Genomic DNA, 25,762 nt, shown 5'->3' on the forward strand with positions numbered 1-25,762 from the left:
CACAGGAGTCTGGACTTGACTAAATATAATGCAAATACTTTTACGTAACGTTGATTAAGTTTCATATGAGCACTAAACCTCTTTTCTCAGTTATACTGCAACGCTTAGTCTTGGAATAAATGTTTCGTAGTGTACGCGATCCATATCGTAATTTAAAGATTTAAGTGCTTCGATCATAGATTGTAAGAATTTTGTACCACCACAGATATAAATTTCAGGTTTATTTGCTAAAAATACTTGTAATTCTTCAGCGCCAATATAGCCTTGTTTATCTTTTAAGTGAGTATATAACTTAGCGTTGTCATGATGGCTTGCGATACTGTTGAAGTTGTCTTTGAAAGGTAAATGTTGTTCATTTTCAGCAACTTGAACCATCTGTGTATCTAAACCTTTGGCAGAGGCAGCTTCATACATTGCTACTAAAGGTGTGACGCCAATACCTGAACCTAAGAAAAGTTGTGGTTCAGTCGTATTCTCTAATACGAATCCACCTACAGGCGCAGCTAGATTAATCGTATCGCCTTCTTTAATCTCATCGTGTAAAATTGTTGAAACTTCGCCTTCATGTTCTGTTGTGACATCACGTTTAACGCCAAAAGTTAAATGGTTTTTATCACCTGATACGATAGAATAGTGACGTTTAGCTCTATATGGAAGTTTATCACTAGAAACATCAACTGTGATGTATTGGCCTGGTGTAAATTCACTAAAGTCATATTCTTCAGTTTCAACTGTAAATGATTTAATGTCTTCAGATTCTTGTTTAATATTGGTAATTTTGAATGGTTTAAAACCAATCCACATCATTTGATCATAAATTTCTTTTTCAATTTGGATGAACACATCCGCAATAACGCCATATGCTTTCGCCCAAGCTTGAATGACAGGGTCATTTTCTTCTAATCCTGTCACGTCTTGAATGGCTTTTAATAAATTTTCCCCCACAATTGGATAATGTTCAGCATAAACTTGTAGTGCGCAGTGTTTATATGCAACTGGCATAATGACTGGTTTAATAATACTTAAATTATCGATGTTAACAGCTGCAGCCATTACTGCTTGTGCTAATGCTGAAGATTGCATGCCTCTTTTTTGGTTCGTTTGATTAAACATATTTAAAAGTTCAGGATGTGCCTTAAACATTTTCGGATAAAAAGTTGACGTAATTTCTGTTCCTTTTTCTTTAAGCAATGGCACCGTTTGTTTGATTATGTCTTTCTCTTGTTCTGTAAGCATGATACTCCTCCTTTAATCTGTCTATTTTGATTATTCTACTAAAAATTTCGATATTCAATTAATTGGTTTGAGAAAATATAAATAAAATGGCAAATTTGATAATTGTATGACATTTTTAATTTTTTAAATACTTATCAATAAGCATTGTGTACAATTGTCTGTTTGTACACCGACGATTGCGCGCATTTATTTGACTAATTCAAAAAACATTGTTGTTTTCTTAGAAAAAAGTAAACATGATAATAAAAATGTGAAAGTGTAAATAATCACTGGCGAAGTACGAAGACTAAAGACGTCTAAGATGTAATCGTATACAAATTAAAAAGGTGTAAAAATTAAAATAAAATGTGAAATAAATCACAATTTAATATTGACCCAGTACTTAATGCATGTTACATTTTATATGTGAAATAAATCACAAACTTAAAAGCGGATGACACATGACCTTTTAAGTTATGCGTTGAAAATAAAAGAGATGTTTATTTGCTTTTGTATCGTCAATAAGCAGCATTAAACTAACATATTTGAAACTACATGTATGTTAGTGAATTAATCATAAGGGAGTTTTTGTAATGAACAAATTTAAAGGGAACAAAGTTGTATTAATAGGTAATGGTGCAGTAGGTTCAAGCTACGCATTTTCATTAGTGAACCAAAGCATTGTTGATGAATTAGTCATCATTGATTTAGACACTGAAAAAGTTCGAGGAGATGTTATGGATTTAAAACATGCCACACCATATTCTCCAACAACAGTTCGTGTGAAAGCTGGCGAATACAGTGATTGTCATGATGCGGATCTAGTTGTCATCTGTGCTGGTGCTGCACAAAAACCTGGAGAAACACGTTTAGATTTAGTATCTAAAAACTTGAAAATATTTAAATCAATTGTTGGTGAAGTAATGGCATCAAAATTTGATGGTATTTTCTTGGTAGCTACAAATCCTGTTGATATTTTAGCGTATGCAACATGGAAATTCTCTGGTTTACCTAAAGAACGTGTTATAGGTTCTGGTACAATTTTAGACTCTGCACGCTTTAGATTATTGTTAAGCGAAGCGTTCGATGTTGCGCCACGTAGCGTCGATGCTCAAATTATTGGTGAACATGGTGACACTGAATTACCAGTATGGTCACACGCTAATATTGCGGGTCAACCTTTGAAGACATTACTTGAACAACGTCCTGAGGGCAAAGCGCAAATTGAACAAATTTTTGTTCAAACACGTGATGCAGCATATGACATTATTAAAGCTAAAGGTGCCACTTATTATGGTGTTGCAATGGGATTAGCTAGAATTACTGAAGCGATTTTCAGAAATGAAGATGCCGTATTGACTGTATCAGCATTATTAGAAGGCGAATATGATGAAGAAGATGTTTATATTGGTGTTCCAGCAGTCATCAATAGAAACGGTATTCGCAACGTCGTAGAAATCCCATTAAACGACGAAGAACAAAGCAAGTTCGCACATTCAGCTAAAACATTAAAAGATATTATGGCTGAAGCAGAAGAACTTAAATAACTTTTTATAAAATCTATACCATTCCAAAAATTGTAAAACCTTACCCCAAAAAATTGTATAAAGGGCTATTTGATACAACTATATGTGTCGAGTAGCCCTATTTTTAATGTAGTGAAAGTCGTTGTTGAAATTAAATTCAAATCTGGCACTTAAGCTTTAATCATAGCATTAAGATGATTGTCTAGCAGAGGCGATTTGCGGGCTTACTACAGTACATGATGAACTTAATGCTTCAAATGTAACATTAAAAATAAAAGCAACGATGTCACTTCTTACTTCGTACATCGTTGCCATTAGTTCTGTTGATATTTCGGTTAGTCTTAATCCCCGAGCAATTCTTCAATTTCATTTTTGATAACTGTAACGTGAGGCCCATAAATTACTTGCACACCAGTGCCTTGCTGGATTACACCTTTGGCACCAGTACTTTCGAGTAATACTTTATCGACTTTGTCATTTTGATGAAGTGTGACGCGTAGTCTCGTTGCACAACAGTCAACGATTTCAATGTTATCTTCGCCTCCCAAACCAGCAACAATAGTTTGTGCTCTTTCAGTAGCCTCAACTTGTTGTGCTGCAACTTTATCTTCACGACCAGGTGTTTTGAAATTAAATTTCGTAATTAAGAATCTGAAAACGATGTAATACAAACAGAACCACACAATTCCAATAGGTATGACGTATAGGTAGTTTGTTTTACTATTACCTTGTAGCACACCAAAAAGTAAGAAATCGATAAAGCCTCCACTGAAGGTTTGACCAATTGTAATGTTGAAAATGTCTGCCATCATAAATGCTAATCCATCAAAGAAGGCATGGATTACATAAAGAATAGGTGCGACAAACAGGAAACTAAACTCTAAAGGTTCGGTAATACCTGTTAAAAATGAAGTGAGTGCAGCGGATAACATTAAACCGCCGACAACTTTTTTATGTTCAGGTTTAGCTGTGTGATAAATTGCAAGTGCGGCACCACATAAGCCGAACATCATCGTAATAAAACGGCCTGACATAAAGCGTGACACACCTGAATAATACTTCGTCACATCTGGATCACCAAGTTGAGCAAAGAAGATGTTCTGCGTACCTTGAACTAAGTGCCCTTTGACTTCTAAAGTACCACCAAGTGCCGTCTGCCAAAACGGTAAGTAAAAAATATGATGTAAACCGAGTGGACCTAACAATCTTAAGATGAAGCCATAAACAAAAGTACCGATGGCACCTGTTTTCGTTACAAATCCACCAACATGATAAATGCCGGCTTGTATGCTTGGCCAAATGAAAAACATCAATACACCTAAAAAGATTGCGGCAAATGCTGTGACAATAGGGACAAATCTAGAGCCACCAAAGAAACCTAAATACGGTGGTAATACCACTTTGTGATATTTGTTGTGAAGTATTGCGGTCATAATACCTGTGATAATCCCGCCAAAAACACCGGTTTCAACCGTTTGTATACCGAGCACCATGCCTTGTCCATTTTGTGCAAGCTGATCTTTTGCCAATGTGCCCGTGATAGTTAATAAGCCATTCATAGTTGCGTTCATAATTAAGAAACCGAGCAGTGCAGCTAAACCTGCAGTACCTTTATCGCTTCTAGATAATCCGATTGCGACACCAATTGCAAAGATGACTGGTAAATTTTGGAAAACAATACTACCTGCAGCTGACATTAATGTAAAAATATTTTGTAATAAGGTAATATCTAAAATAGGGTATGCTTTAACGGTGTTTGGATTACTTAATGCACCACCGATACCCAACAATAGACCTGCAGCTGGTAAGATTGCGATAGGTAACATAAAGGACTTGCCGAACTGCTGTGCTTTTTCAAATAAAGATTTCATCAACATCCCTCCTAATTATTCTCAATATAGCTTTTGAGAAATTTAATATCAATATATATTCTGTGGATGAAAATATTTTTCATAAAAATTGTTTGAATCATGTAACAATCATATAAATTGTTGTTTATATTGTTGTGAAAATGAGTTGACAAAAGTCGTATAGATCTGTAGACATCCTATTTTTTAGCGAGGTAGGGTGACAAAGCATATCGGATAAATTTATAAACCATAAAATAGATAAATAGTGTTTGTATCCAAAACTATGAGAAAGTTAAAACTATTTTTCAAAATAAACATGATTCACCACATAAATAAATATACATAAGCTATCGATAACAACTTAAGAAAGGTGGATATATAAATGAAAAGAAAGATTGTTATGGATTGTGATCCAGGACACGATGATGCAATAGCATTAATTTTAGCGGGGGCAATTGACAGTCCACTAGAGATATTAGCTGTAACCACAGTCGCAGGTAATCAATCAGTTGACAAGAATACGACAAACGCCTTGAACGTATTGGATATTATGGGACGCCAAGATATAGCAGTAGCGAAAGGTGCGGATAGGCCGTTAATTAAACCAGCTGCCTTTGCTTCTGAAATACATGGGGAATCTGGATTAGATGGTCCGAAACTACCGTCGACACCATCACGTCAAGCAGTTGCAATGCCAGCATCAGATGTGATTATTAACAAAGTGATGACGAGTGATACACCTGTAACAATTGTAGCGACAGGTCCTCTTACGAATTTAGCAACGGCATTGATTCGTGAACCAAGAATCGCTGAGCATATTGAATCAATTACTTTGATGGGTGGTGGTACATTTGGAAATTGGACGCCTACAGCAGAATTCAATATTTGGGTAGATGCTGAAGCAGCGAAGCGTGTTTTTGAAAGTGGGATTACTATAAATGTGTTTGGTTTAGATGTAACACATCAAGTTTTAGCCGACGATCACGTGATTGAACGCTTTGAAAGTATCAATAATCCTGTTGCACAGTTCGTCGTAGAATTATTGCAATTCTTTAAGAAAACATACAAGACTCACTTTAATATGGACGGTGGTCCAATACATGATGCTTGTACAATTTTGTATTTGTTACAACCAGAATTGTTTACAATGGTACCCGTTAATATCGATATTGAACATCAAAGTCCACTAACTTATGGCACTATGGCTGTCGATTTAAATCATGTTACAGGTAAGCCTGCTAATGCTTATTTTGCTACAGCAGTTGATGTTGAAGAAGTGTGGAACTTGATAGATCATAAGTTACGTACATACGAATAATAATACTTAATTAAATAGATACAGTTAGCCCTAAGGTGCCTGATTTAAGCGTCCTTAGGGTTTTTGTATTGGATTACAATGGTCATGACAATTTGATAATGATTGAGATATGTATGTTAAAAATGCTTCAAAAAACACAAAATACAAAAATATATGCAAAAATTTCAATTGCTTTATTTTAAAAGATTAAAATCACAAAAAATATAGATATAATTGAAATGTTGTTAAAACATCACAATGATGTACATGCTCATTTTGAAAATATGTGTTCAAAGTGTGTACATCGGTGTGACGATTGATGATAAATTGAGCTCAGATGCTCAAAGGAGGATCGAACATGAACGGGGATAATCAGCAAATACTCAGAGAAATTGTATTGAATCCTACTATTCATGGTAAAGAACTTGAATCGATATTTGGTTTGTCTCGTAGACAACTTGGATATCGCATTCAAAAAATCAATTTGTGGCTTGAACAAGAGGGTTATCCAAAACTTGAAAGAACAAGCCAAGGGAATTTTATTGTAAGTTCTGAAATCATGACGTTATTCAAGCGAGATGTATCAGAGCAGCAAATGTTAAACGGCAACAATGTCATTTTTAGCATAGAAACACGTCGTTATTATTTAATGCTCATGCTTTTTAGTAAGGAAAACGCAATGTCTCTAAACCATTTTTCAATTGATTTACAAGTCAGTAAAAATACTGTCATTCACGATATAAATCATGTGAAAGAGCAATTGGAAAATCATGGTTTGTCACTTAAGTATTCTCGAAAACATGGTTATGAAATTGTTGGTGATGAATTTGAAGTTCGCCGTTTCTTCATTAAGTTGATTGATCAAAGGTTGAATCATGATATTACTAAAAGTGAAGTTTTAAAGGCGCTCAACTTAACATTCGAAGATATCGCATATCAAAAAGACAAGATCAAACAGGTAGAACAATTTTTGAAGAGTCGCTTTATAGACAAATCACTTAGTTCATTGCCTTATGTCCTTTGTGTGATTCGTAGACGAATTCAAAGTGGTCATGTGATTAATCCATTAAATATTAATTATCAGTATTTGAGGGATACGAAAGAATATCAAGCAACGGAGATTATGACGCAACATGAGCCGGATTTGCCAGAAGCGGAAAAGTTATATTTGACATTACACTTACTTTCAACAAGTGTGCAATGGACTGATTTGCAGGAATCAGATAACATATCGAATTTAACGATGGCCATCGCTCAAATGATTCACCATTTTGAACAAATCACTTTTATTAACATTGAAGATAAGGAGAAATTATCACAGCAACTCTTGTTACATTTAACGCCTGCTTTTTATAGGATTAAATATAACTTAACGGATCGTGATGAATTAATAAATCCTTTACAAGGAAATTATCAATCCTTATTTCATATGGTGAAACAATCATGTCAATCGTTAACTGAATATTTCGGAAAATCATTGCCTGATAATGAAATAGCATATTTAACCATGTTGTTCGGAGGTAGTTTGAGACGTCAAGATGAAAACTTCGATGGCAAGATAAAAGCTATTATCGTGTGTACACAAGGCACGTCAGTATCGCAAATGATGTTATACGAGTTGCGAAACTTATTTCCAGAAATTATTTTCTTAGATGCGATTTCACTTAGAACATTTGAAAACTACACATTAGATTATGACATCGTCTTTTCACCAATGTTTGTCTTAACACATAAAAAATTATTTATCACAAAAGTAGCTTTATCTGAAAATGAGCAACGAAAGTTACGTAAAGAAGTGATGAAGTACATTAATAAGGAATCGGCTGACATTGATAAGGAAATAAACAAGTTAATGGCATTAATTGAACGCACAACGACAGTTAATGACATTACAGAACTACGTGATGGTTTAGAAGATTTTATTGCGAATTATAATTCAATTTCAACTATTAATGGATCGATTGTCACACAAAATAAGACATTAGATTTAGCTGACTTGATACCAGCAAGGCACGTGAAAAGAATACATCATGTTGAAAATATTGATGAAGCTATTGCTAAAGCAAGTGATGTGTTAGTTGCTAATCATTTTATTGATATTAAATATATTCATGAGATGCAACAGGCATTTGATGATTCGTATATGGTTATCATGCAAAATATTGCTATTCCACATGCATATTCTGAAAAGCATGTACATAAAACAGCGATGAGTATGTTGATATTACAAGAACCAATATACATGTCAGATGGCACAGCAATCCATATTATTGTACCTATTGCTGCTGTTGACAAAGTGACACACTTAAGAGCGTTACTACAATTGAGAGATGTGGCGCAAGACAATGACGCAATTAAGCGCATCATACAAAGTCGCAAAAATTCTGATGTTAATGAGATTTTAAAAAATTATTCAAATAAAGAAGCGAGGGAAAATGGATGGGACAGCAATTAGTGCATAAAGAAAATATAATGCTCAATTTGTCGGCAACTGATAAAGAATCCGTATTGTCACAAATGTCAGATGTGTTATTTCAAAATGGGTTCGTGAAGTCAACGTTTAAAGATGCAGTCATCGACAGAGAAAAAGAGTTTGCTACTGGTTTACCAACGCATCTGTGTTCGGTCGCTATACCGCATACAGATGTCGAACATATTAACCATAGAACGATAGGTGTGGCTGTTCTAGAAAAAGAAGTGCCGTTTATTGAAATGGGAACACTTGATCAACAGACAGAAGTGAAAATCGTTTTTATGTTAGCAATGGATAAAGTAGATGATCAACTTAAGCTGTTACAACAGTTGATGCAAATTTTTCAAAGTGAAGAAAAATTGGAGCAGATTCTGCGAACGAAAGATGAAACAATTTTAGCAACACTAATCAATGATTATTTGGAATATAACTAAAAATTAATTGGAGGAATTGAAAATGAAACAAGTATTAGTAGCGTGTGGTGCAGGTATTGCAACGTCAACAGTAGTAAATAATGCAATTGAGGAAATGGCAAAGGAACACAATATTAAAGTAGATATTAAACAAATCAAAATTACAGAAGTTGGACCTTATGAAGACACTGCAGATTTATTAGTTACAACTGCAATGACAAAGAAAGAATATAAATTCCCAGTTATCAACGCACGTAATTTCTTAACTGGTATTGGTATTGAAGAAACAAAACAACAAATCTTAACAGAGTTACAAAAATAACTGAATTGATATGTAATGTGGGTCAATAACATATAAATATATGCAAATTGCATATAAATGACTATCACGACAAATGATTGTTGATGACATAGAAACGCAGTGACTGTAATTCAAAGGGATTGCAGTCGAATGTAGCAAGGGTTGTCGTTGAAATGACTGTAACGTCAAATGTAATCACAATCGGAAAGTATCGTGACAATGCATATATAACAGGGAGGGTTTAAATATGAGTTACTTCACTGATTTTGTAAGGGGATTTTTAGATTTAGGTGCAACTGTTATTTTACCGGTTGTCATATTCTTGCTTGGCCTATTCTTTAGGCAGAAAATTGGAGCGGCATTTAGGTCTGGTTTAACAATAGGTGTGGCTTTTGTAGGGATTTTCTTAGTCATCGATTTATTAGTTAAAAATTTAGGGCCAGCAGCACAAGCGATGGTTAAAAATTTAGGCGTCAGTCTGAATGTGATTGATGTAGGTTGGCCAGCAACATCATCTATCGCGTGGGCATCATCTGTCGCAGCATTTATTATTCCACTCGGAATCATAGTTAACGTTGTATTGCTAGTAACTAAAGTGACAAAGACGATGAATGTAGATATTTGGAATTTTTGGCATTATACGTTTACAGCAGCAATGGTTTATGCCGTATCAGGCAGTATTTGGCAAGCGTTATTAGCAGCAGTTATTTTCCAAGTTATCTGTTTGAAAGTAGCAGATTGGACAGCACCGATGATGAGTGAGTTCTTTGATTTACCAGGTGTATCGATTGCTACAGGAAGTACAATTTCTTATGCACCAGGTATTTACTTAGTTAAATTGCTACAAAGAGTACCCGGTCTGAATAAGTTAGATGCTGATCCTGAAACAATTCAAAAACGTTTTGGCGCATTTGGAGAGTCTATCTTTGTCGGATTAATTTTAGGTTTAGGTATTGGTGTGTTAGCAGGTTACAAACCTGGAGACATCATTAATTTAGGAATGTCAATGGCTGCAGTAATGGTATTAATGCCTAGAATGGTAAAAATCTTAATGGAAGGTTTAATGCCAGTTTCAGAGTCTGCAAGAACATGGCTAAATAAACGTTTTGGCGAACATGAAATTTATATTGGATTGGATGCGGCTGTAGCATTAGGTCATCCAGCGGTTATTTCGACAGCATTAATTTTAGTACCTATCACTGTTTTATTAGCCGTTATTTTACCAGGAAACCAAGTACTACCTTTTGGTGACTTAGCAACTATACCATTTGTTGTCGCGTTTATTGTTGGTGCAGCAAGAGGAAACATTATTCATTCTGTCATTGTGGGTACGATTATGATTGCAATTTCACTATATATTGCAACAGACGTAGCACCTATTTTCACAGATATGGCGAAAGGTACGAATGTACAAATGCCAAAAGGTTCATCTGAAATTTCAAGTATTGATCAAGGTGGTAATATCGTTAACTATCTTATCTTTAAACTATTTAGTCTATTCAATTAAAAATCGAGGTGTTTGTGGTGAAAGCTTTAGTAAAAACAAGAGAAGGACATGGCAACTTAGAACTTCTTGATAAAGAAGTTGCAACACCGCTAGATGATAAAGTAAAGATTAAAGTACATTATGCAGGAATTTGTGGCACAGATATTCATACTTATGAAGGTCATTATAAAGTTAATTTTCCAGTGACATTAGGTCATGAATTTTCTGGTGAAATCGTTGAAGTTGGAGCAGACGTTAAAGGTTTTAAAGTTGGTGACCGTGTCACTTCTGAAACGACATTCTATGTTTGTAATGAGTGTGAATACTGTGAATCAAAAGACTATAATTTATGCAACCATCGAAAAGGTATTGGAACACAAGTTGATGGCGCATTTACTAATTATGTCATTGCACGTGAAGAAAGTTTGCATCATATTCCAGATGAAGTATCGTATCAGTCTGCAGCTATGACAGAACCATTAGCATGTGCACATCATGGCGTTTCTAAGATTCAAGTGAACTCTGGCGATGTAGCAGTTGTAATGGGACCTGGGCCAATCGGATTACTTGTAGCACAAGTGTTAAAAAGTAAAGGCGCAACTGTTGTGGTAACTGGATTGGACAATGACAAAGTCAGATTAGATAAAGCAGAAGCATTGCACATGGATTATGTAGTCAATTTACAACAAACAGACTTAAAAACGTATATCAATGGAATTACAGACGGTTACGGTGCAGATGTTGTTGTTGAATGTTCAGGTGCAGTTCCAGCAGCACGACAAGGTTTGGATATTTTACGTAAAAAAGGTTTCTACAGTCAAATAGGTATTTTTAAGGATGCTGAAATTCCATTTGATATGGAAAAAGTGATTCAAAAAGAAATAACAGTTGTTGGTAGTAGAAGTCAAAAGCCAGCAGATTGGGAACCTTCATTGCAACTTATGGCGGATGGTTTAGTAAATGCTGAAGCTTTGGTGACAAAAATATATGATATTTCGAAATGGGACGAGGCGTATCAACATTTAAAATCTGGCGAAGGTATTAAAGCATTACTTAAGCCGCTCGATTTAGATGAAAATGAAGGAGAGAATTAATATGGTAGAATCAATGCTAACTTTTATGCTTGGGCCATTGAGACAAATCACTGATTTTTATATGGAACATTTACTCGTAAGTAATTCTATCGTCATTGCAGGTTATTTTGCGACAGGTATTTTTAAAAAGAAAAAAGTTGTGAATTAAATCAAATTTGAGGTGATTTACAAGTGAAAGCTTTGAAATTATATGGCGTGGAAGATTTACGGTATGAGGATAATGAAAAGCCAGTCATTGAAAGTGCGAATGACGTTATTGTTAAAGTACGAGCGACTGGCATATGTGGTTCAGACACGTCACGATACAAAAAAATGGGGCCATACATTAAAGGTATGCCATTTGGTCATGAATTTTCAGGTGTTGTAGATGCCATTGGAAGTGATGTTACGCATGTTAATGTAAGCGACAAAGTGACAGGTTGCCCAGCAATACCTTGTTATCAATGCGAGTATTGTTTAAAAGGTGAATATGCACGATGTGAAAAGTTGTTCGTCATTGGCTCATATGAACCTGGATCGTTCGCGGAATATGTCAAATTGCCAGCGCAAAATGTTTTAAAGGTACCAGACAATGTTGATTACATTGAAGCAGCAATGTTTGAGCCATCAGCCGTTGTTGCGCATGGGTTTTATAAATCGAATATACAACCTGGTATGACTGTTGCAGTAATGGGGTGTGGCAGTATAGGATTGTTAGCTATTCAATGGGCACGAATATTTGGTGCTGCGCATATCATCGCTATAGATATAGATGCGCATAAACTAGATATTGCAACATCATTGGGCGCACATCAAACAATTAATTCAAAAGAAGAAAATCTTGAGAAATTCATCGAAAATCATTACGCCAATCAAATCGATTTAGCTATAGAATCATCAGGTGCTAAAGTTACGATTGGTCAAATATTGACGCTACCGAAAAAAGGTGGCGAGGTGGTATTACTCGGAATACCATATGATGATATTGAGATTGATCGCGTTCATTTTGAAAAAATTCTGCGTAACGAGTTGACAGTATGTGGCTCTTGGAACTGTTTGTCCAGTAATTTTCCGGGGAAAGAGTGGACGGCAACCTTACATTATATGAAGACGAAAGATATTAATGTAAAGCCTATTATTTCTCATTTTTTACCGTTAGAAAAAGGCCCGGAGACATTTGATAAATTAGTTAACAAGAAAGAACGATTTGATAAAGTCATGTTTACGATTTATTAGTATGCACCTTTGAGGACGAAAACGCTGGTATAGTTATAGCTATGAAAGTACGAATGCCGTCTGGTCTACAGATACTATCGAAATAATTCATCTTCGAATATACGTTGCTAAATAACCGGTTTACTTGTGTGAAATATGCTTGTGAATCGGTTGTTTTGCATTTTGTATACTTAAAATGAGATGGCAATATTTGATGATTTTTAGAGTGAAAATCAAGTACAGCTACTTAATAAGATAAATTTATTATAATATATGGTAAAATGATGGCAGTAATAATGAATTTGAAAAAGAGTAAACATTAATACCTTTAACAATTTAATATCGTCAGTGTTAATGATTAACTGCATGGCAAAACAACTTAGAATGGTCAGTTACAAAAATACATTTTTATAAAAAATTATCACACTATTGTGACAACTACCTTTGACTTAATAAAAGAGGCAAGTGAGCAATAGGTTAGGCTTATGTGCGGGCATAGGTCAGTAATGTATAAATGGAAATGATGTAATGACAGAATGGAGGACAACATGATTTATGCAGGTATTTTAGCAGGAGGTATTGGTTCGAGAATGGGAAACGTGCCATTACCAAAACAATTTTTAGATATTGATAATAAACCGATTTTAATCCATACAATTGAGAAGTTCATTTTAGTGAGTGAATTTAATGAGATTATTATCGCAACGCCAGCACAGTGGATTTCCCATACACAGGATATTTTAAAAAAATATAACATTACAGATCAACGTGTCAAAGTAGTTGCAGGTGGTACGGATCGAAACGAAACAATTATGAACATTATCGACCATATTCGCAATGTAAATGGAATTAATAATGATGATGTGATTGTAACTCATGATGCCGTAAGACCATTTTTAACTCAACGTATTATTAAAGAGAACATTGAAGTAGCAGCCAAATATGGTGCAGTAGATACAGTCATTGAAGCAATTGATACGATTGTAATGTCTAAAGATAAACAGAACATACACAGTATCCCTGTAAGGAATGAAATGTATCAAGGCCAAACACCACAATCATTTAATATTAAATTATTACAAGATAGTTATCGCGCCTTAAGTAGTGCACAAAAAGAAATCTTATCAGATGCATGTAAAATCATTGTCGAATCTGGACATGCAGTTAAATTGGTACGTGGAGAACTCTACAACATTAAAGTGACAACACCGTATGATTTAAAAGTAGCAAATGCCATTATTCAAGGTGATATTGCCGATGATTAATCAAGTATATCAACTCGTTGCACCGAGACAGTTCGACGTCACATATAATAATGTTGATATTTATGGTAATCATGTCATCGTAAGACCTTTATACTTGTCTATTTGTGCAGCTGATCAAAGGTATTACACAGGTCGAAGAGATGAAAATGTACTGCGCAAAAAATTACCAATGTCATTAGTTCATGAAGCTGTTGGTGAAGTTGTATTTGATAGTAAAGGGGTATTTGAAAAAGGTACGAAAGTAGTAATGGTACCGAATACACCTACAGAGCAACATCATATTATTGCGGAGAATTACTTAGCCTCTAGTTATTTTAGATCTAGTGGTTATGATGGTTTTATGCAAGACTACGTTGTGATGGCACATGATCGTATCGTTCCGCTGCCTAATGACATTGATTTGAGTACGATTTCATACACAGAGTTAGTGTCAGTAAGTTATCATGCTATACAACGATTTGAACGTAAATCTATACCTTTGAAAACCAGCTTTGGTATTTGGGGTGATGGTAACTTAGGTTATATTACTGCTATTTTGCTACGTAAGTTGTACCCAGAAGCTAAAATTTATGTATTTGGTAAGACAGACTATAAATTAAGTCATTTTTCATTTGTAGATGACATCTTTACAGTAAATCAAATACCAGATGATCTTAAAATTGATCATGCATTTGAATGTGTTGGAGGTAAAGGAAGTCAAGTTGCACTTCAACAAATAGTTGAACATATTTCACCAGAAGGCAGTATTGCTTTGTTAGGCGTAAGTGAATTACCCGTGGAAGTGAATACACGATTAGTACTTGAAAAAGGATTAACATTGATTGGTAGTAGTCGAAGCGGCTCTAAAGATTTTGAGCAAGTTGTTGATTTATATCGTAAGTACCCAGACATTGTTGAAAAGTTAGCATTATTAAAAGGACATGAAATTAATGTATGTACGATGCAAGATATCGTCCAAGCGTTTGAAATGGATTTATCGACATCTTGGGGAAAAACAGTATTGAAATGGACGATTTAATAAACCGATGGGGGAATAACAATGACAAAAACGAAACAAGCAATACATATTGATAACATATACTGGGAACGTGTTCAGTTATATATTGAAGGACATAGTGAAGGCGTAGATTTAACATCAGGACAATTTGTTCTGAGGAATTTAACCGAAACAAAAACATTAGAAGCAAATGAAATGAAAATAGACGGTAATACATTTATATGTAGATTCAACGTCGCAATATTAGACGATGGGTATTATTTACCAATGGATAAATATTTATTTGTTTATCATGACCAGTTAGAGTATATTGGACAACTTAATCCAAATATTATTGATCAAGCTTATGCGGCATTAAATGAAGAGCAAATTGAAGAATACAATGAGCTGACTACACAAAATGGAAAAGCAAACTATGTGTTAGCCAACGAAGCTAAAGTTTTCCGCAAAGGTGGCGTATCACAACATACGGTTTATACCATTACTCCAGAAATAGCAAGTGACGTTAACGAATTTGTATTTGATATTGAAATCACCTTACCTCAAGAGAAATCAGGGGTCATTGCGACAAGCGCACACTGGCTTCATAAACAAGGCCATAAAGCTTCATTTGAAAGTAGAAGTTTCTTATTTAAAGCTATTTTTAATATTACAAAGTTACTACATATTAAAAGAAGCAAAACAATATTATTCACATCAGATTCGCGTCCGAATTTATCAGGGAATTTCAAGTATGTATATGATGAGTTGCTACGCCAAAAAGTAGATTTTGATTACGATATTCAAACAGTATTTAAGGCGAATATTACGGATAGACGTAAATGGAGAGACAAGTTTAGATTGCCATATTTACTTGGTAAGGCCGATTATATTTTTGTCGATGATTTCCATCCATTAATTTATACGGTTCGCTTTAGACCATCACAAGAAATTATTCAAGTGTGGCATGCCGTTGGTGCTTTTAAAACAGTTGGCTTTAGTCGTACAGGTAAAAAAGGTGGTCCGTTTATCGATTCATTAAACCATCGTAGTTACACGAAAGCATATGTTTCATCAGAAACCGATATTCCATTTTATGCTGAAGCATTTGGAATTAGAGAAGAAAATGTTGTACCAACAGGTGTACCACGTACTGATGTACTATTTGATGAAGCTTATGCAACACAAATTAAACAAGAGATGGAAGATGAATTGCCAATTATAAAAGGTAAGAAAGTTATTCTATTCGCACCGACATTTAGAGGTAATGGTCACGGTACGGCACATTATCCATTTTTTAAAATTGATTTCGAACGTTTAGCAAGATACTGTGAAAAAAATAATGCGGTTGTATTATTTAAAATGCATCCATTTGTAAAAAATAGACTCAATATTTCACGTGAACATAGACAATACTTTATCGATGTATCAGATTATCGTGAAGTCAATGATATTCTCTTTGTTACAGACTTGTTGATTAGTGATTATTCATCTTTAATATATGAATATGCAGTATTTAAAAAGCCAATGATTTTCTATGCATTTGACTTAGAAGATTATATTACGACGCGTGATTTCTATGAACCATATGAATCATTTGTTCCAGGTAAAATTGTACAATCCTTTGATGCATTAATGGATGCTTTGGACAATGAAGATTATGAGGTTGAAAAAGTTGTGCCATTCTTAGATAAACATTTTAAATATCAAGATGGTCGCTCAAGTGAACGTTTAGTCAAAGATTTGTTTAGACGCTAATGTTGGCATATATTACTTGCCATGCAAATGAGTCATAAGGCATAGTTTTCAAGAAGGGTTCTGACAATGAAGTGAGTAACATGTCATGATGAGAAGCAGGACTACACAATGAGAATAACCTTTTAATTTTTCATGCATAAGGCGATTCAATCAAAAGCAATCACCTTCCAATTGAATTGTCATTTTGTAAAATAAAATAATCAATCCAATCGTTATCTAATTCATAAATGTGTAAACACATACGTTATGAATGGATAACGATTTTTTGTTATGTTAAAGTGGTACATTAATCATGTATTTCGTATGATAATTAACGACAAGTGTAATGGTTAAATGTATTTTATGATGAAATGCTATAATAGGTATGGTTACAATGAGCTTGCTCATACGTATTAATATAATTACAAAAACACGTCGGAGGTACGACATGATTAAAACTACAATTAAAAAATTGATAGAACACAGTATATATACGACTTTTAAATTACTATCAAAATTGCCAAACAAGAATCTAATTTATTTTGAAAGTTTTCATGGTAAACAATACAGCGACAACCCCAAAGCATTATATGAATACTTAACTGAACATAGCGATGCCCAATTAATATGGGGTGTGAAAAAAGGATATGAACACATATTCCAACAGCACAATGTACCATATGTTACAAAGTTTTCAATGAAATGGTTTTTAGCGATGCCAAGAGCGAAAGCGTGGATGATTAACACACGTACACCAGATTGGTTATATAAATCACCGCGAACGACGTACATACAAACATGGCATGGCACGCCATTGAAAAAGATTGGTTTGGATATTAGTAACGTTAAAATGCTAGGAACAAATACTCAAAATTACCAAGATGGCTTTAAAAAAGAAAGCCAACGTTGGGATTATCTAGTGTCACCTAATCCATATTCGACATCGATATTTCAACATGCATTTCATGTTAGTCGAGATAAGATTTTGGAAACAGGTTATCCAAGAAATGATAAATTATCACATAAACGCAATGATACTGAATATATTAACGGTATTAAGACAAGATTAAATATTCCATTAGATAAAAAAGTGATTATGTATGCGCCAACTTGGCGTGACGATGAAGCGATTCGAGAAGGTTCATATCAATTTAATGTTAACTTTGATATAGAAGCTTTGCGTCAAGCGCTGGATGATGATTATGTCATTTTATTACGCATGCATTATTTAGTTGTGACACGTATTGATGAACATGATGATTTTGTGAAAGACGTTTCAGATTATGAAGACATTTCGGATTTATACTTAATCAGCGATGCGTTAGTTACCGACTACTCATCTGTCATGTTCGACTTCGGTGTATTAAAGCGTCCGCAAATTTTCTATGCGTATGACTTAGATAAATACGGCGATGAGCTTAGAGGTTTTTACATGGATTATAAAAAAGAGTTGCCAGGTCCAATTGTTGAAAATCAAACAGCACTCATTGATGCATTAAAACAAATCGATGAGACTGCAAATGAGTATATTGAAGCACGAACGGTATTTTATCAGAAATTCTGTTCATTAGAAGATGGACACGCGTCACAACGAATTTGCCAAACGATTTTTAAGTGATAACTTAAAAACAATAAAAAATTATAAATTAATTAGTTAAGTGATATAAATAATAAACGAAATGTTTGCTTGTATGTTATTATTTGTGTATGAAAACGTCTGATATAATGTAATATAGGTTTAAACAAAATATGCTAAAATATAAGCAAAATATGTATAATTTTAAGTAATACACAGACATTTAGAGTTTTGATTTTAAAATGAGTTTTCAATTGAAAAATGCAACGAAATTTAAATAATTAAATATAGATATAGTTGAATGGAGGAAGTATTTTATGAAATACGCTGGTATTCTAGCTGGAGGTATAGGCTCAAGAATGGGTAACGTACCTTTACCTAAACAATTTTTAGATTTAGACAACAAACCGATTTTAATCCATACATTAGAAAAATTTATTTTAATTAATGATTTTGAAAAAATTATTATCGCGACGCCACAACAATGGATGACGCATACGAAAGATACACTTAGAAAATTCAAAATTTCTGATGAAAGAATTGAAGTCATTCAAGGTGGTAGCGATCGTAACGATACAATTATGAATATCGTTAAACATATTGAATCAACAAATGGTATTAACGATGACGATGTCATTGTGACACATGATGCAGTTAGACCATTTTTAACGCACCGTATTATTAAAGAAAATATTCAAGCTGCTTTAGAGTACGGTGCAGTAGATACAGTGATTGATGCTATAGATACGATTGTTACATCTAAAGATAATCAAACGATTGATGCAATTCCAGTGCGTAATGAAATGTACCAAGGTCAAACACCTCAATCGTTTAATATTAATTTATTAAAAGAAAGCTATGCACAGTTGAGTGATGAGCAAAAGAGTATTTTATCTGATGCTTGTAAGATTATTGTAGAAACAAACAAACCGGTTCGACTTGTAAAAGGTGAGTTATATAACATTAAAGTAACAACACCTTACGATTTAAAAGTAGCGAATGCTATTATTCGAGGTGGTATTGCCGATGATTAATCAAGTATATCAATTAGTTGCACCTAGACAATTTGAAGTTACGTATAACAACGTAGATATTTACAGTGACTATGTCATTGTACGTCCTTTATATATGTCAATTTGTGCTGCCGATCAAAGATATTATACTGGTAGCCGTGATGAGAATGTCTTATCTCAGAAATTGCCAATGTCTTTAATTCATGAAGGTGTTGGTGAGGTCGTATTTGACAGTAAAGGTGTGTTTAATAAAGGTACAAAAGTAGTTATGGTACCGAATACGCCGACAGAAAAAGACGATGTCATTGCTGAAAACTATTTAAAATCGAGCTACTTCAGATCAAGTGGACATGATGGGTTTATGCAAGATTTTGTGTTGCTAAATCATGATAGAGCTGTACCACTACCTGATGATATTGATTTAAGTATTATTTCATATACAGAGCTTGTAACAGTAAGTTTGCATGCTATTCGTCGTTTTGAAAAGAAATCTATTTCAAATAAAAATACATTTGGTATTTGGGGTGATGGTAACTTAGGTTACATTACAGCCATTTTATTACGTAAATTATATCCAGAGTCTAAAATATATGTCTTTGGTAAAACAGATTATAAATTGAGTCACTTCTCATTTGTTGATGATGTCTTCTTTATTAATAAAATACCTGAAGGCTTAACATTTGATCATGCATTTGAGTGCGTTGGTGGGCGTGGTAGCCAATCAGCAATAAATCAAATGATTGATTATATTTCACCAGAAGGAAGCATTGCACTGTTAGGTGTAAGTGAGTTCCCAGTAGAAGTTAATACACGTCTAGTATTGGAAAAAGGACTAACGTTGATTGGTAGTAGTCGAAGTGGTTCAAAAGATTTCCAAGATGTTGTAGACTTATACATTCAATACCCAGATATTGTAGATAAATTAGCGTTGTTAAAAGGTCAAGAATTTGAAATTGCAACAATTAATGATCTTACAGAAGCTTTTGAAGCAGACCTGTCTACATCTTGGGGTAAAACAGTATTAAAATGGATTATGTAAATAGAAAAGGATGAATTAACGTTGGTTAAAAGTAAGATATATATAGATAAAATCTATTGGGAACGTGTTCAGTTATTCGTTGAAGGACATAGTGAAAACCTAGATTTAGAAGATAGTAATTTTGTATTAAGAAATTTAACTGAGACACGTACAATGAAGGCGAATGATGTCAAAATAGATGGGAATCAATTCGTTTGTCGTTTCAATGTAGCTATCTTAGATAATGGTTATTACTTACCTGAAGATAAGTACTTATTAGTGAATGAGCAAGAACTTGATTATATTGCACAGTTAAACCCAGATGTGATTAATGATGCATATCAAAATCTAAAGCCAGAACAAGAAGAAGAATACAACGAATTAGAAACACAAAATGGTAAAATCAATTTCTTATTGCAGACTTACCTAAAAGAATTTAGAAAAGGCGGCATTTCAAAGAAAACGGTTTATACTGTTACACCTGAAATTTCTAGCGATGTTAATGAATTTGTCCTTGATGTTGTTGTAACGACTCCGGAAGTTAAAAGTATTTATATCGTTCGTAAATATAAAGAATTACGTAAGTATTTCCGCAAACAATCATTTAATACAAGACAATTTATTTTTAAAGCGATATTTAATACGACGAAATTTTTCCACTTGAAAAAAGGGAATACGGTGTTGTTCACATCAGACTCTAGACCAACGATGTCTGGAAACTTTGAATACATCTATAACGAAATGTTACGTCAAAATTTAGATAAAAAGTATGATATTCACACTGTTTTTAAAGCGAATATTACAGATAGACGTGGCATCATCGACAAGTTTAGATTGCCATATTTACTTGGGAAGGCAGACTACATCTTTGTTGATGACTTTCACCCATTGATTTATACAGTGCGTTTTAGACGTTCTCAAGAAGTTATTCAAGTATGGCATGCCGTTGGTGCCTTTAAAACAGTTGGCTTTAGTCGTACTGGTAAAAAGGGTGGACCATTTATTGATTCATTAAATCATCGTAGCTATACAAAAGCTTATGTATCATCTGAAACCGATATTCCATTCTACGCTGAAGCATTTGGTATTAAAGAGAAAAATGTAGTGCCTACAGGTGTTCCACGTACTGATGTACTATTTGATGAAGCTTATGCGACACAGATCAAACAAGAGATGGAAGATGAATTACCAATTATTAAAGGTAAGAAAGTCATTCTTTTCGCACCAACATTTAGAGGTAGTGGTCATGGTACAGCACATTACCCATTTTTCAAAATTGATTTCGAACGTTTAGCAAGATATTGCGAAAAAAATAACGCGGTTGTATTATTTAAAATGCATCCATTTGTGAAAAATAGACTTAATATTGCAGACAAACATAAACAATATTTTGTTGACGTTTCTGACTTTAGAGAAGTTAATGATATACTGTTCATAACAGATTTATTAATTAGTGACTATTCATCTTTAATATATGAATATGCAGTATTTAAAAAGCCAATGATTTTCTATGCATTTGATTTAGAAGATTATATTACGACGCGTGATTTTTATGAGCCATATGAATCATTTGTTCCAGGTAAAATTGTGCAATCATTTGACGCATTAATGGACGCCTTGGACAATGAAGATTATGAAGGAGAAAAAGTCATTCCATTCTTAGATAAACATTTTAAATATCAAGATGGTCGATCAAGTGAGCGTTTAGTCAGAAATTTATTTGGTAGCTAAGTTTATATAGTAGTCAAAGTGGGAGAGGTATAATGATGAAATTTTCAGTAATAGTTCCAACATACAATTCAGAAAAGTATATAACAGAATTACTTAATAGCCTTGCGAAACAAGATTTTCCGAAAACTGAATTTGAAGTGGTTGTAGTTGATGACTGTTCAACAGATCAAACGTTACAAATAGTTGAAAAGTATCGTAATAAATTGAACTTGAAAGTAAGTCAACTCGAAACAAATTCTGGTGGTCCAGGTAAACCTAGAAATGTGGCGTTAAAACAAGCAGAAGGTGAATTTGTATTATTTGTGGACTCCGATGACTATATAAACAAAGAGACTTTAAAGGATGCAGCAGCATTTATTGATGAACATCACTCAGATGTTTTATTGATTAAAATGAAAGGTGTTAATGGTCGTGGTGTACCACAATCTATGTTTAAAGAAACAGCACCTGAAGTTACTTTGTTAAATTCAAGAATTATCTATACTTTAAGCCCGACTAAAATCTATAGAACAGCATTACTAAAAGATAATGACATATATTTTCCAGAAGAATTAAAGAGTGCAGAAGATCAATTATTTACAATGAAAGCATATTTGAATGCAAATCGAATCAGTGTGTTAAGTGATAAAGCGTATTATTATGCTACAAAGCGTGAAGGTGAACATATGAGTAGTGCGTATGTTTCACCTGAAGACTTTTACGAAGTCATGAGATTGATTGCTGTAGAAATATTAAATGCAGATTTAGAAGAAGCCCATAAAGATCAAATCTTAGCAGAATTTTTAAATCGTCATTTTAGTTTTTCTCGTACAAATGGCTTCTCACTTAAAGTTAAACTAGAAGAGCAACCACAATGGATTAATGCTCTAGGAAACTTTATACAAGCAGTTCCAGAACGTGTAGATGCATTGGTGATGAGTAAATTACGACCATTGTTGCACTACGCGAGAGCGAAAGATATAGACAACTATAGAACTGTAGAAGAAAGTTACCGTCAAGGTCAATACTACCGTTTTGATATTGTAGATGGTAAATTAAACATTCAATTCAATGAAGGCGAACCATACTTTGAAGGCATTGATATCGCTAAGCCAAAAGTGAAAATGACAGCATTTAAATTTGATAATCATAAAATTGTTACAGAGCTAACGCTAAATGAATTTATGATTGGTGAAGGACATTATGATGTCAGACTTAAATTACATTCACGAAACAAGAAGCATACAATGTATGTACCTTTAAGTGTCAATGCGAATAAACAATATCGTTTTAACATTATGTTAGAAGATATTAAAGCGTATTTACCTAAAGAAAAAATTTGGGATGTTTTCTTAGAAGTCCAAATAGGTACGGAAGTATTTGAAGTGCGTGTTGGTAATCAACGTAATAAATATGCTTATACTGCAGAAACAAGTGCATTAATTCATTTAAATAATGATTTTTATAGATTAACACCGTATTTCACAAAAGACTTTAATAACATTTCGTTATACTTTACAGCTATTACATTAACGGATTCAATCTCAATGAAGTTAAAAGGTAAAAACAAAATCATTTTAACTGGTCTGGATCGTGGTTATGTATTTGAAGAAGGTATGGCTAGTGTCGTGCTAAAAGACGACATCATTATGGGAATGTTAAGCCAAACGTCAGAAAACGAAGTGGAAATCTTACTTAGTAAAGATATTAAGAAGCGAGACTTCAAAAATATTGTTAAGTTAAACACTGCACATATGACTTACTCGCTAAAATAAATAATAAAGAGGCTGGGGCATTAAGTTCTTAGGCAATGTAAAAAAGCTGATTTCTATTAATTATTTGATAGAAATCAGCTTTTTTGATATGCATTTTATAATGTACAGCTCGTTGAGCTGCTATTTTCCTTATATTAAGTGCCATTAATACAAAACCTATGGCACTAGCTTCTACTTTTGTACCATCAATAAAAATTGAATTATCATCAATAAGATTTTGCTTTAAACATTGGCTATGGAACTGAATAAATAAAGATTCAATTAACGCATCAGTGTTAGGATTCACTCTAAAACGATTAATAGTTTTATAAGAAGGTGTTTGATTTTGAGCTAACCACATCATTCGAATACTGTCATGAAGTAATTTTTCTATTCTACGACCAGAAAATACAGATTGAGTATATGCATATAAGATAATTTTTAACATCATTTTTGGATGATAGGATGTTGCGCCACGATGATGTCTGAATTCATCAAATTCACTATCAGGTATCGTTTCAACAATTTCATTAACATATCGCGAAATATCATTTTGAGGAATTCTAACAGAAGTTTCTATTGGTAGTGTAAGTTGGGCAAAGTGTCTTATTTTTTTTTAGTATTTCAAAGTAAAATTACATGTTAATACGTAGTATTAATGGCGAGACTCCTGAGGGAGCAGTGCCAGTCGAAGACAGGGGCCCCAACACAGAAGCTGACATATAGTCAGCTTACAACAATGTGCCGGTTGGGGTGGCTGAGACGGCACCCTAGGAAGGGACCCGTCATCAAAAATTCTATTTATAGAATTTTACAGTAATGTGCCAGACGGGCAAAGCGAAGCCATTCAATACGAAGTATTGTATAAATAGAGAACAGCAGTAAGATATTTTCTAATTGAAAATTATCTTACTGCTGTTTTTTAGGGATTTATATCCCAGCCTCGTTTTATTTTGCTATTTATGAAATGATTATGACATTTCCCTGATTTTCATTTTCAAATACATTAAATTGTATACACTGGAAATGAGGAGGTCGTCTATAATGATAAATAAAAATGATATAGTAGCAGATGTAGTAACAGATTATCCGAAAGCAGCAGATATTTTTAGAAGCGTAGGTATAGACTTTTGCTGTGGTGGACAAGTAAGTATAGAAGCAGCATCCTTAGAAAAGAAAAATGTAGATTTGAACGAATTATTACAGCGTCTCAACGACGTTGAACAAACGAATACACCAGGTTCGCTTAACCCTAAATTTTTAAATGTTTCGTCACTTATTCAATATATTCAAGCAGCATATCATGAACCTCTTAGAGAAGAATTTAAAAATTTAACACCTTATGTGACGAAATTATCGAAAGTACATGGACCTAATCATCCATATTTAGTCGAGTTAAAAGAAACATATGATACATTTAAAAATGGCATGTTAGAGCATATGCAAAAAGAAGATGATGTTGATTTTCCAAAACTAATTAAATATGAACAAGGTGAAGTAGTAGACGATATTAATACAGTGATTGATGATTTAGTATCTGATCACATTGCAACGGGACAATTGTTAGTGAAAATGAGCGATTTAGCATCAAGCTATGAACCACCGATAGAGGCATGTGGTACTTGGCGACTCGTTTATCAGAGATTAAAAGCACTTGAAGTGTTAACACATGAGCATGTTCATTTAGAGAATCATGTTTTATTTAAAAAAGTATCATAAATAACGCGATTAGAAACTGTTGGCAAAGTAATGTCAGCAGTTTTTCGCTATACTTAACAGAAATTTAGTGACATGATATTCATTATTTTGAAAAGGAAAATTGTTAACTTAGCATAAGAATTGATATGAAATTTTAATGGTATAG

Annotated in this window: 22 protein-coding genes and 2 pseudogenes; 20 read left to right on the plus strand and 4 right to left on the minus strand. The window is 33.8% G+C overall.

From position 1 onward, the window contains the following. Positions 1-90: 90 nt before the first annotated feature. Positions 91-1,236, minus strand: a complete 1,146-nt coding sequence (locus JV528_RS00005; protein ID WP_000954819.1) for a globin domain-containing protein — start codon at positions 1,234-1,236, stop codon at positions 91-93. 154 nt (positions 1,237-1,390) lie between these two features. Here JV528_RS00005 and JV528_RS00010 point away from each other — a divergent pair, with 154 nt between their 5' ends. Continuing rightward, positions 1,391-1,498, plus strand: coding sequence for a hypothetical protein (locus tag JV528_RS00010; protein ID WP_001791329.1), 108 nt, complete (start codon positions 1,391-1,393; stop codon positions 1,496-1,498). A 310-nt stretch (positions 1,499-1,808) separates the two neighbouring features. Next, positions 1,809-2,762: an L-lactate dehydrogenase gene (locus JV528_RS00015; RefSeq protein ID WP_001031879.1), complete on the plus strand. Its 954-nt coding sequence runs from the start codon at positions 1,809-1,811 to the stop codon at positions 2,760-2,762. A 168-nt stretch (positions 2,763-2,930) separates the two neighbouring features. Here JV528_RS00015 and JV528_RS14790 read toward each other — a convergent pair whose 3' ends face one another. Next, complete coding sequence (locus tag JV528_RS14790; protein WP_001789457.1) at positions 2,931-3,056, minus strand: hypothetical protein; 126 nt, start codon at positions 3,054-3,056, stop codon at positions 2,931-2,933. A gap of 26 nt (positions 3,057-3,082) precedes the next feature. Continuing rightward, complete coding sequence (locus tag JV528_RS00020; RefSeq protein WP_000838207.1) at positions 3,083-4,612, minus strand: PTS transporter subunit EIIC; 1,530 nt, start codon at positions 4,610-4,612, stop codon at positions 3,083-3,085. A gap of 361 nt (positions 4,613-4,973) precedes the next feature. On the opposite strand from JV528_RS00020, the gene JV528_RS00025 reads away from it, so the two are divergent. The 17 genes and pseudogenes from JV528_RS00025 (at position 4,974) to tarS (ending at position 23,919) form a co-directional block, all read left to right on the plus strand. Beyond that, positions 4,974-5,909 (plus strand): nucleoside hydrolase, encoded by a 936-nt coding sequence (locus JV528_RS00025; RefSeq protein WP_000823391.1) that lies wholly within the window; start codon positions 4,974-4,976, stop codon positions 5,907-5,909. Between the two features lie 109 nt (positions 5,910-6,018). Continuing rightward, a pseudogene (locus tag JV528_RS00030) lies at positions 6,019-6,116 on the plus strand (hypothetical protein). Positions 6,117-6,246: 130 nt separating this feature from the next. Next, positions 6,247-8,343 (plus strand): BglG family transcription antiterminator, encoded by a 2,097-nt coding sequence (locus tag JV528_RS00035; protein WP_001012744.1) that lies wholly within the window; start codon positions 6,247-6,249, stop codon positions 8,341-8,343. Beyond that, on the plus strand, positions 8,328-8,795 hold the full coding sequence (locus JV528_RS00040; RefSeq protein ID WP_000531476.1) for a PTS sugar transporter subunit IIA: 468 nt from the start codon (positions 8,328-8,330) through the stop codon (positions 8,793-8,795). The genes JV528_RS00035 and JV528_RS00040 overlap by 16 nt, the downstream gene beginning before the upstream one ends. A 22-nt stretch (positions 8,796-8,817) precedes the next feature. Then, complete coding sequence (locus JV528_RS00045; RefSeq protein ID WP_000815795.1) at positions 8,818-9,096, plus strand: PTS sugar transporter subunit IIB; 279 nt, start codon at positions 8,818-8,820, stop codon at positions 9,094-9,096. Between the two features lie 226 nt (positions 9,097-9,322). Continuing rightward, a complete protein-coding gene (locus tag JV528_RS00050; protein ID WP_000120113.1) occupies positions 9,323-10,582 on the plus strand; it encodes a PTS galactitol transporter subunit IIC in 1,260 nt (419 codons plus the stop codon). Positions 10,583-10,599: 17 nt separating this feature from the next. Then, complete coding sequence (locus JV528_RS00055) at positions 10,600-11,655, plus strand: zinc-binding dehydrogenase (RefSeq protein WP_204177101.1); 1,056 nt, start codon at positions 10,600-10,602, stop codon at positions 11,653-11,655. Position 11,656: 1 nt separating this feature from the next. Continuing rightward, positions 11,657-11,803, plus strand: a complete 147-nt coding sequence (locus tag JV528_RS00060) for a hypothetical protein (RefSeq protein WP_000230358.1) — start codon at positions 11,657-11,659, stop codon at positions 11,801-11,803. A gap of 23 nt (positions 11,804-11,826) precedes the next feature. Continuing rightward, on the plus strand, positions 11,827-12,870 hold the full coding sequence (locus tag JV528_RS00065) for a galactitol-1-phosphate 5-dehydrogenase (protein ID WP_204177102.1): 1,044 nt from the start codon (positions 11,827-11,829) through the stop codon (positions 12,868-12,870). Positions 12,871-13,397: 527 nt separating this feature from the next. Further along, entirely contained in the window at positions 13,398-14,114 is a 717-nt protein-coding gene (locus tag JV528_RS00070) for a 2-C-methyl-D-erythritol 4-phosphate cytidylyltransferase (protein ID WP_000638474.1), read from the plus strand. Beyond that, positions 14,107-15,132, plus strand: a complete 1,026-nt coding sequence (locus JV528_RS00075; RefSeq protein ID WP_000610183.1) for an alcohol dehydrogenase catalytic domain-containing protein — start codon at positions 14,107-14,109, stop codon at positions 15,130-15,132. Before JV528_RS00070 ends, JV528_RS00075 begins: the two co-directional genes overlap by 8 nt. A 21-nt stretch (positions 15,133-15,153) precedes the next feature. After that, the gene (gene tarK, locus JV528_RS00080) at positions 15,154-16,848 is read left to right on the plus strand and encodes a teichoic acid ribitol-phosphate polymerase TarK (protein ID WP_000167971.1); all 1,695 of its coding nucleotides are present in this window, start codon (positions 15,154-15,156) and stop codon (positions 16,846-16,848) included. A gap of 427 nt (positions 16,849-17,275) precedes the next feature. Next, a complete protein-coding gene (gene tarF / locus JV528_RS00085; protein WP_000598254.1) occupies positions 17,276-18,445 on the plus strand; it encodes a teichoic acid glycerol-phosphate transferase TarF in 1,170 nt (389 codons plus the stop codon). A gap of 275 nt (positions 18,446-18,720) precedes the next feature. Next, on the plus strand, positions 18,721-19,437 hold the full coding sequence (locus JV528_RS00090) for a D-ribitol-5-phosphate cytidylyltransferase (RefSeq protein ID WP_000872486.1): 717 nt from the start codon (positions 18,721-18,723) through the stop codon (positions 19,435-19,437). Next, positions 19,430-20,455 carry a ribitol-5-phosphate dehydrogenase gene (locus tag JV528_RS00095; protein WP_000610203.1) on the plus strand — a complete coding sequence of 342 codons (1,026 nt, stop codon included), beginning with the start codon at positions 19,430-19,432 and terminating at the stop codon, positions 20,453-20,455. The genes JV528_RS00090 and JV528_RS00095 overlap by 8 nt, the downstream gene beginning before the upstream one ends. Before the next feature lie 21 nt (positions 20,456-20,476). Continuing rightward, positions 20,477-22,165 carry a teichoic acid ribitol-phosphate polymerase TarL gene (tarL, locus tag JV528_RS00100; protein ID WP_000240920.1) on the plus strand — a complete coding sequence of 563 codons (1,689 nt, stop codon included), beginning with the start codon at positions 20,477-20,479 and terminating at the stop codon, positions 22,163-22,165. A 32-nt stretch (positions 22,166-22,197) separates the two neighbouring features. Then, entirely contained in the window at positions 22,198-23,919 is a 1,722-nt protein-coding gene (tarS, locus tag JV528_RS00105) for a poly(ribitol-phosphate) beta-N-acetylglucosaminyltransferase (RefSeq protein ID WP_065316518.1), read from the plus strand. A 160-nt stretch (positions 23,920-24,079) separates the two neighbouring features. Here tarS and JV528_RS00110 read toward each other — a convergent pair. After that, positions 24,080-24,508 (minus strand): annotated as a pseudogene (locus JV528_RS00110) (transposase); the annotation flags it as partial. Positions 24,509-24,942: 434 nt separating this feature from the next. Here JV528_RS00110 and scdA point away from each other — a divergent pair. Beyond that, entirely contained in the window at positions 24,943-25,617 is a 675-nt protein-coding gene (scdA, locus tag JV528_RS00115) for an iron-sulfur cluster repair di-iron protein ScdA (RefSeq protein WP_000608829.1), read from the plus strand. The last annotated feature ends 145 nt before the right edge of the window (positions 25,618-25,762 follow it).

The organism is Staphylococcus sp. GDB20D11A (assembly GCF_016893255.1).
In the GTDB taxonomy this organism is placed as follows: domain Bacteria; phylum Bacillota; class Bacilli; order Staphylococcales; family Staphylococcaceae; genus Staphylococcus; species Staphylococcus aureus.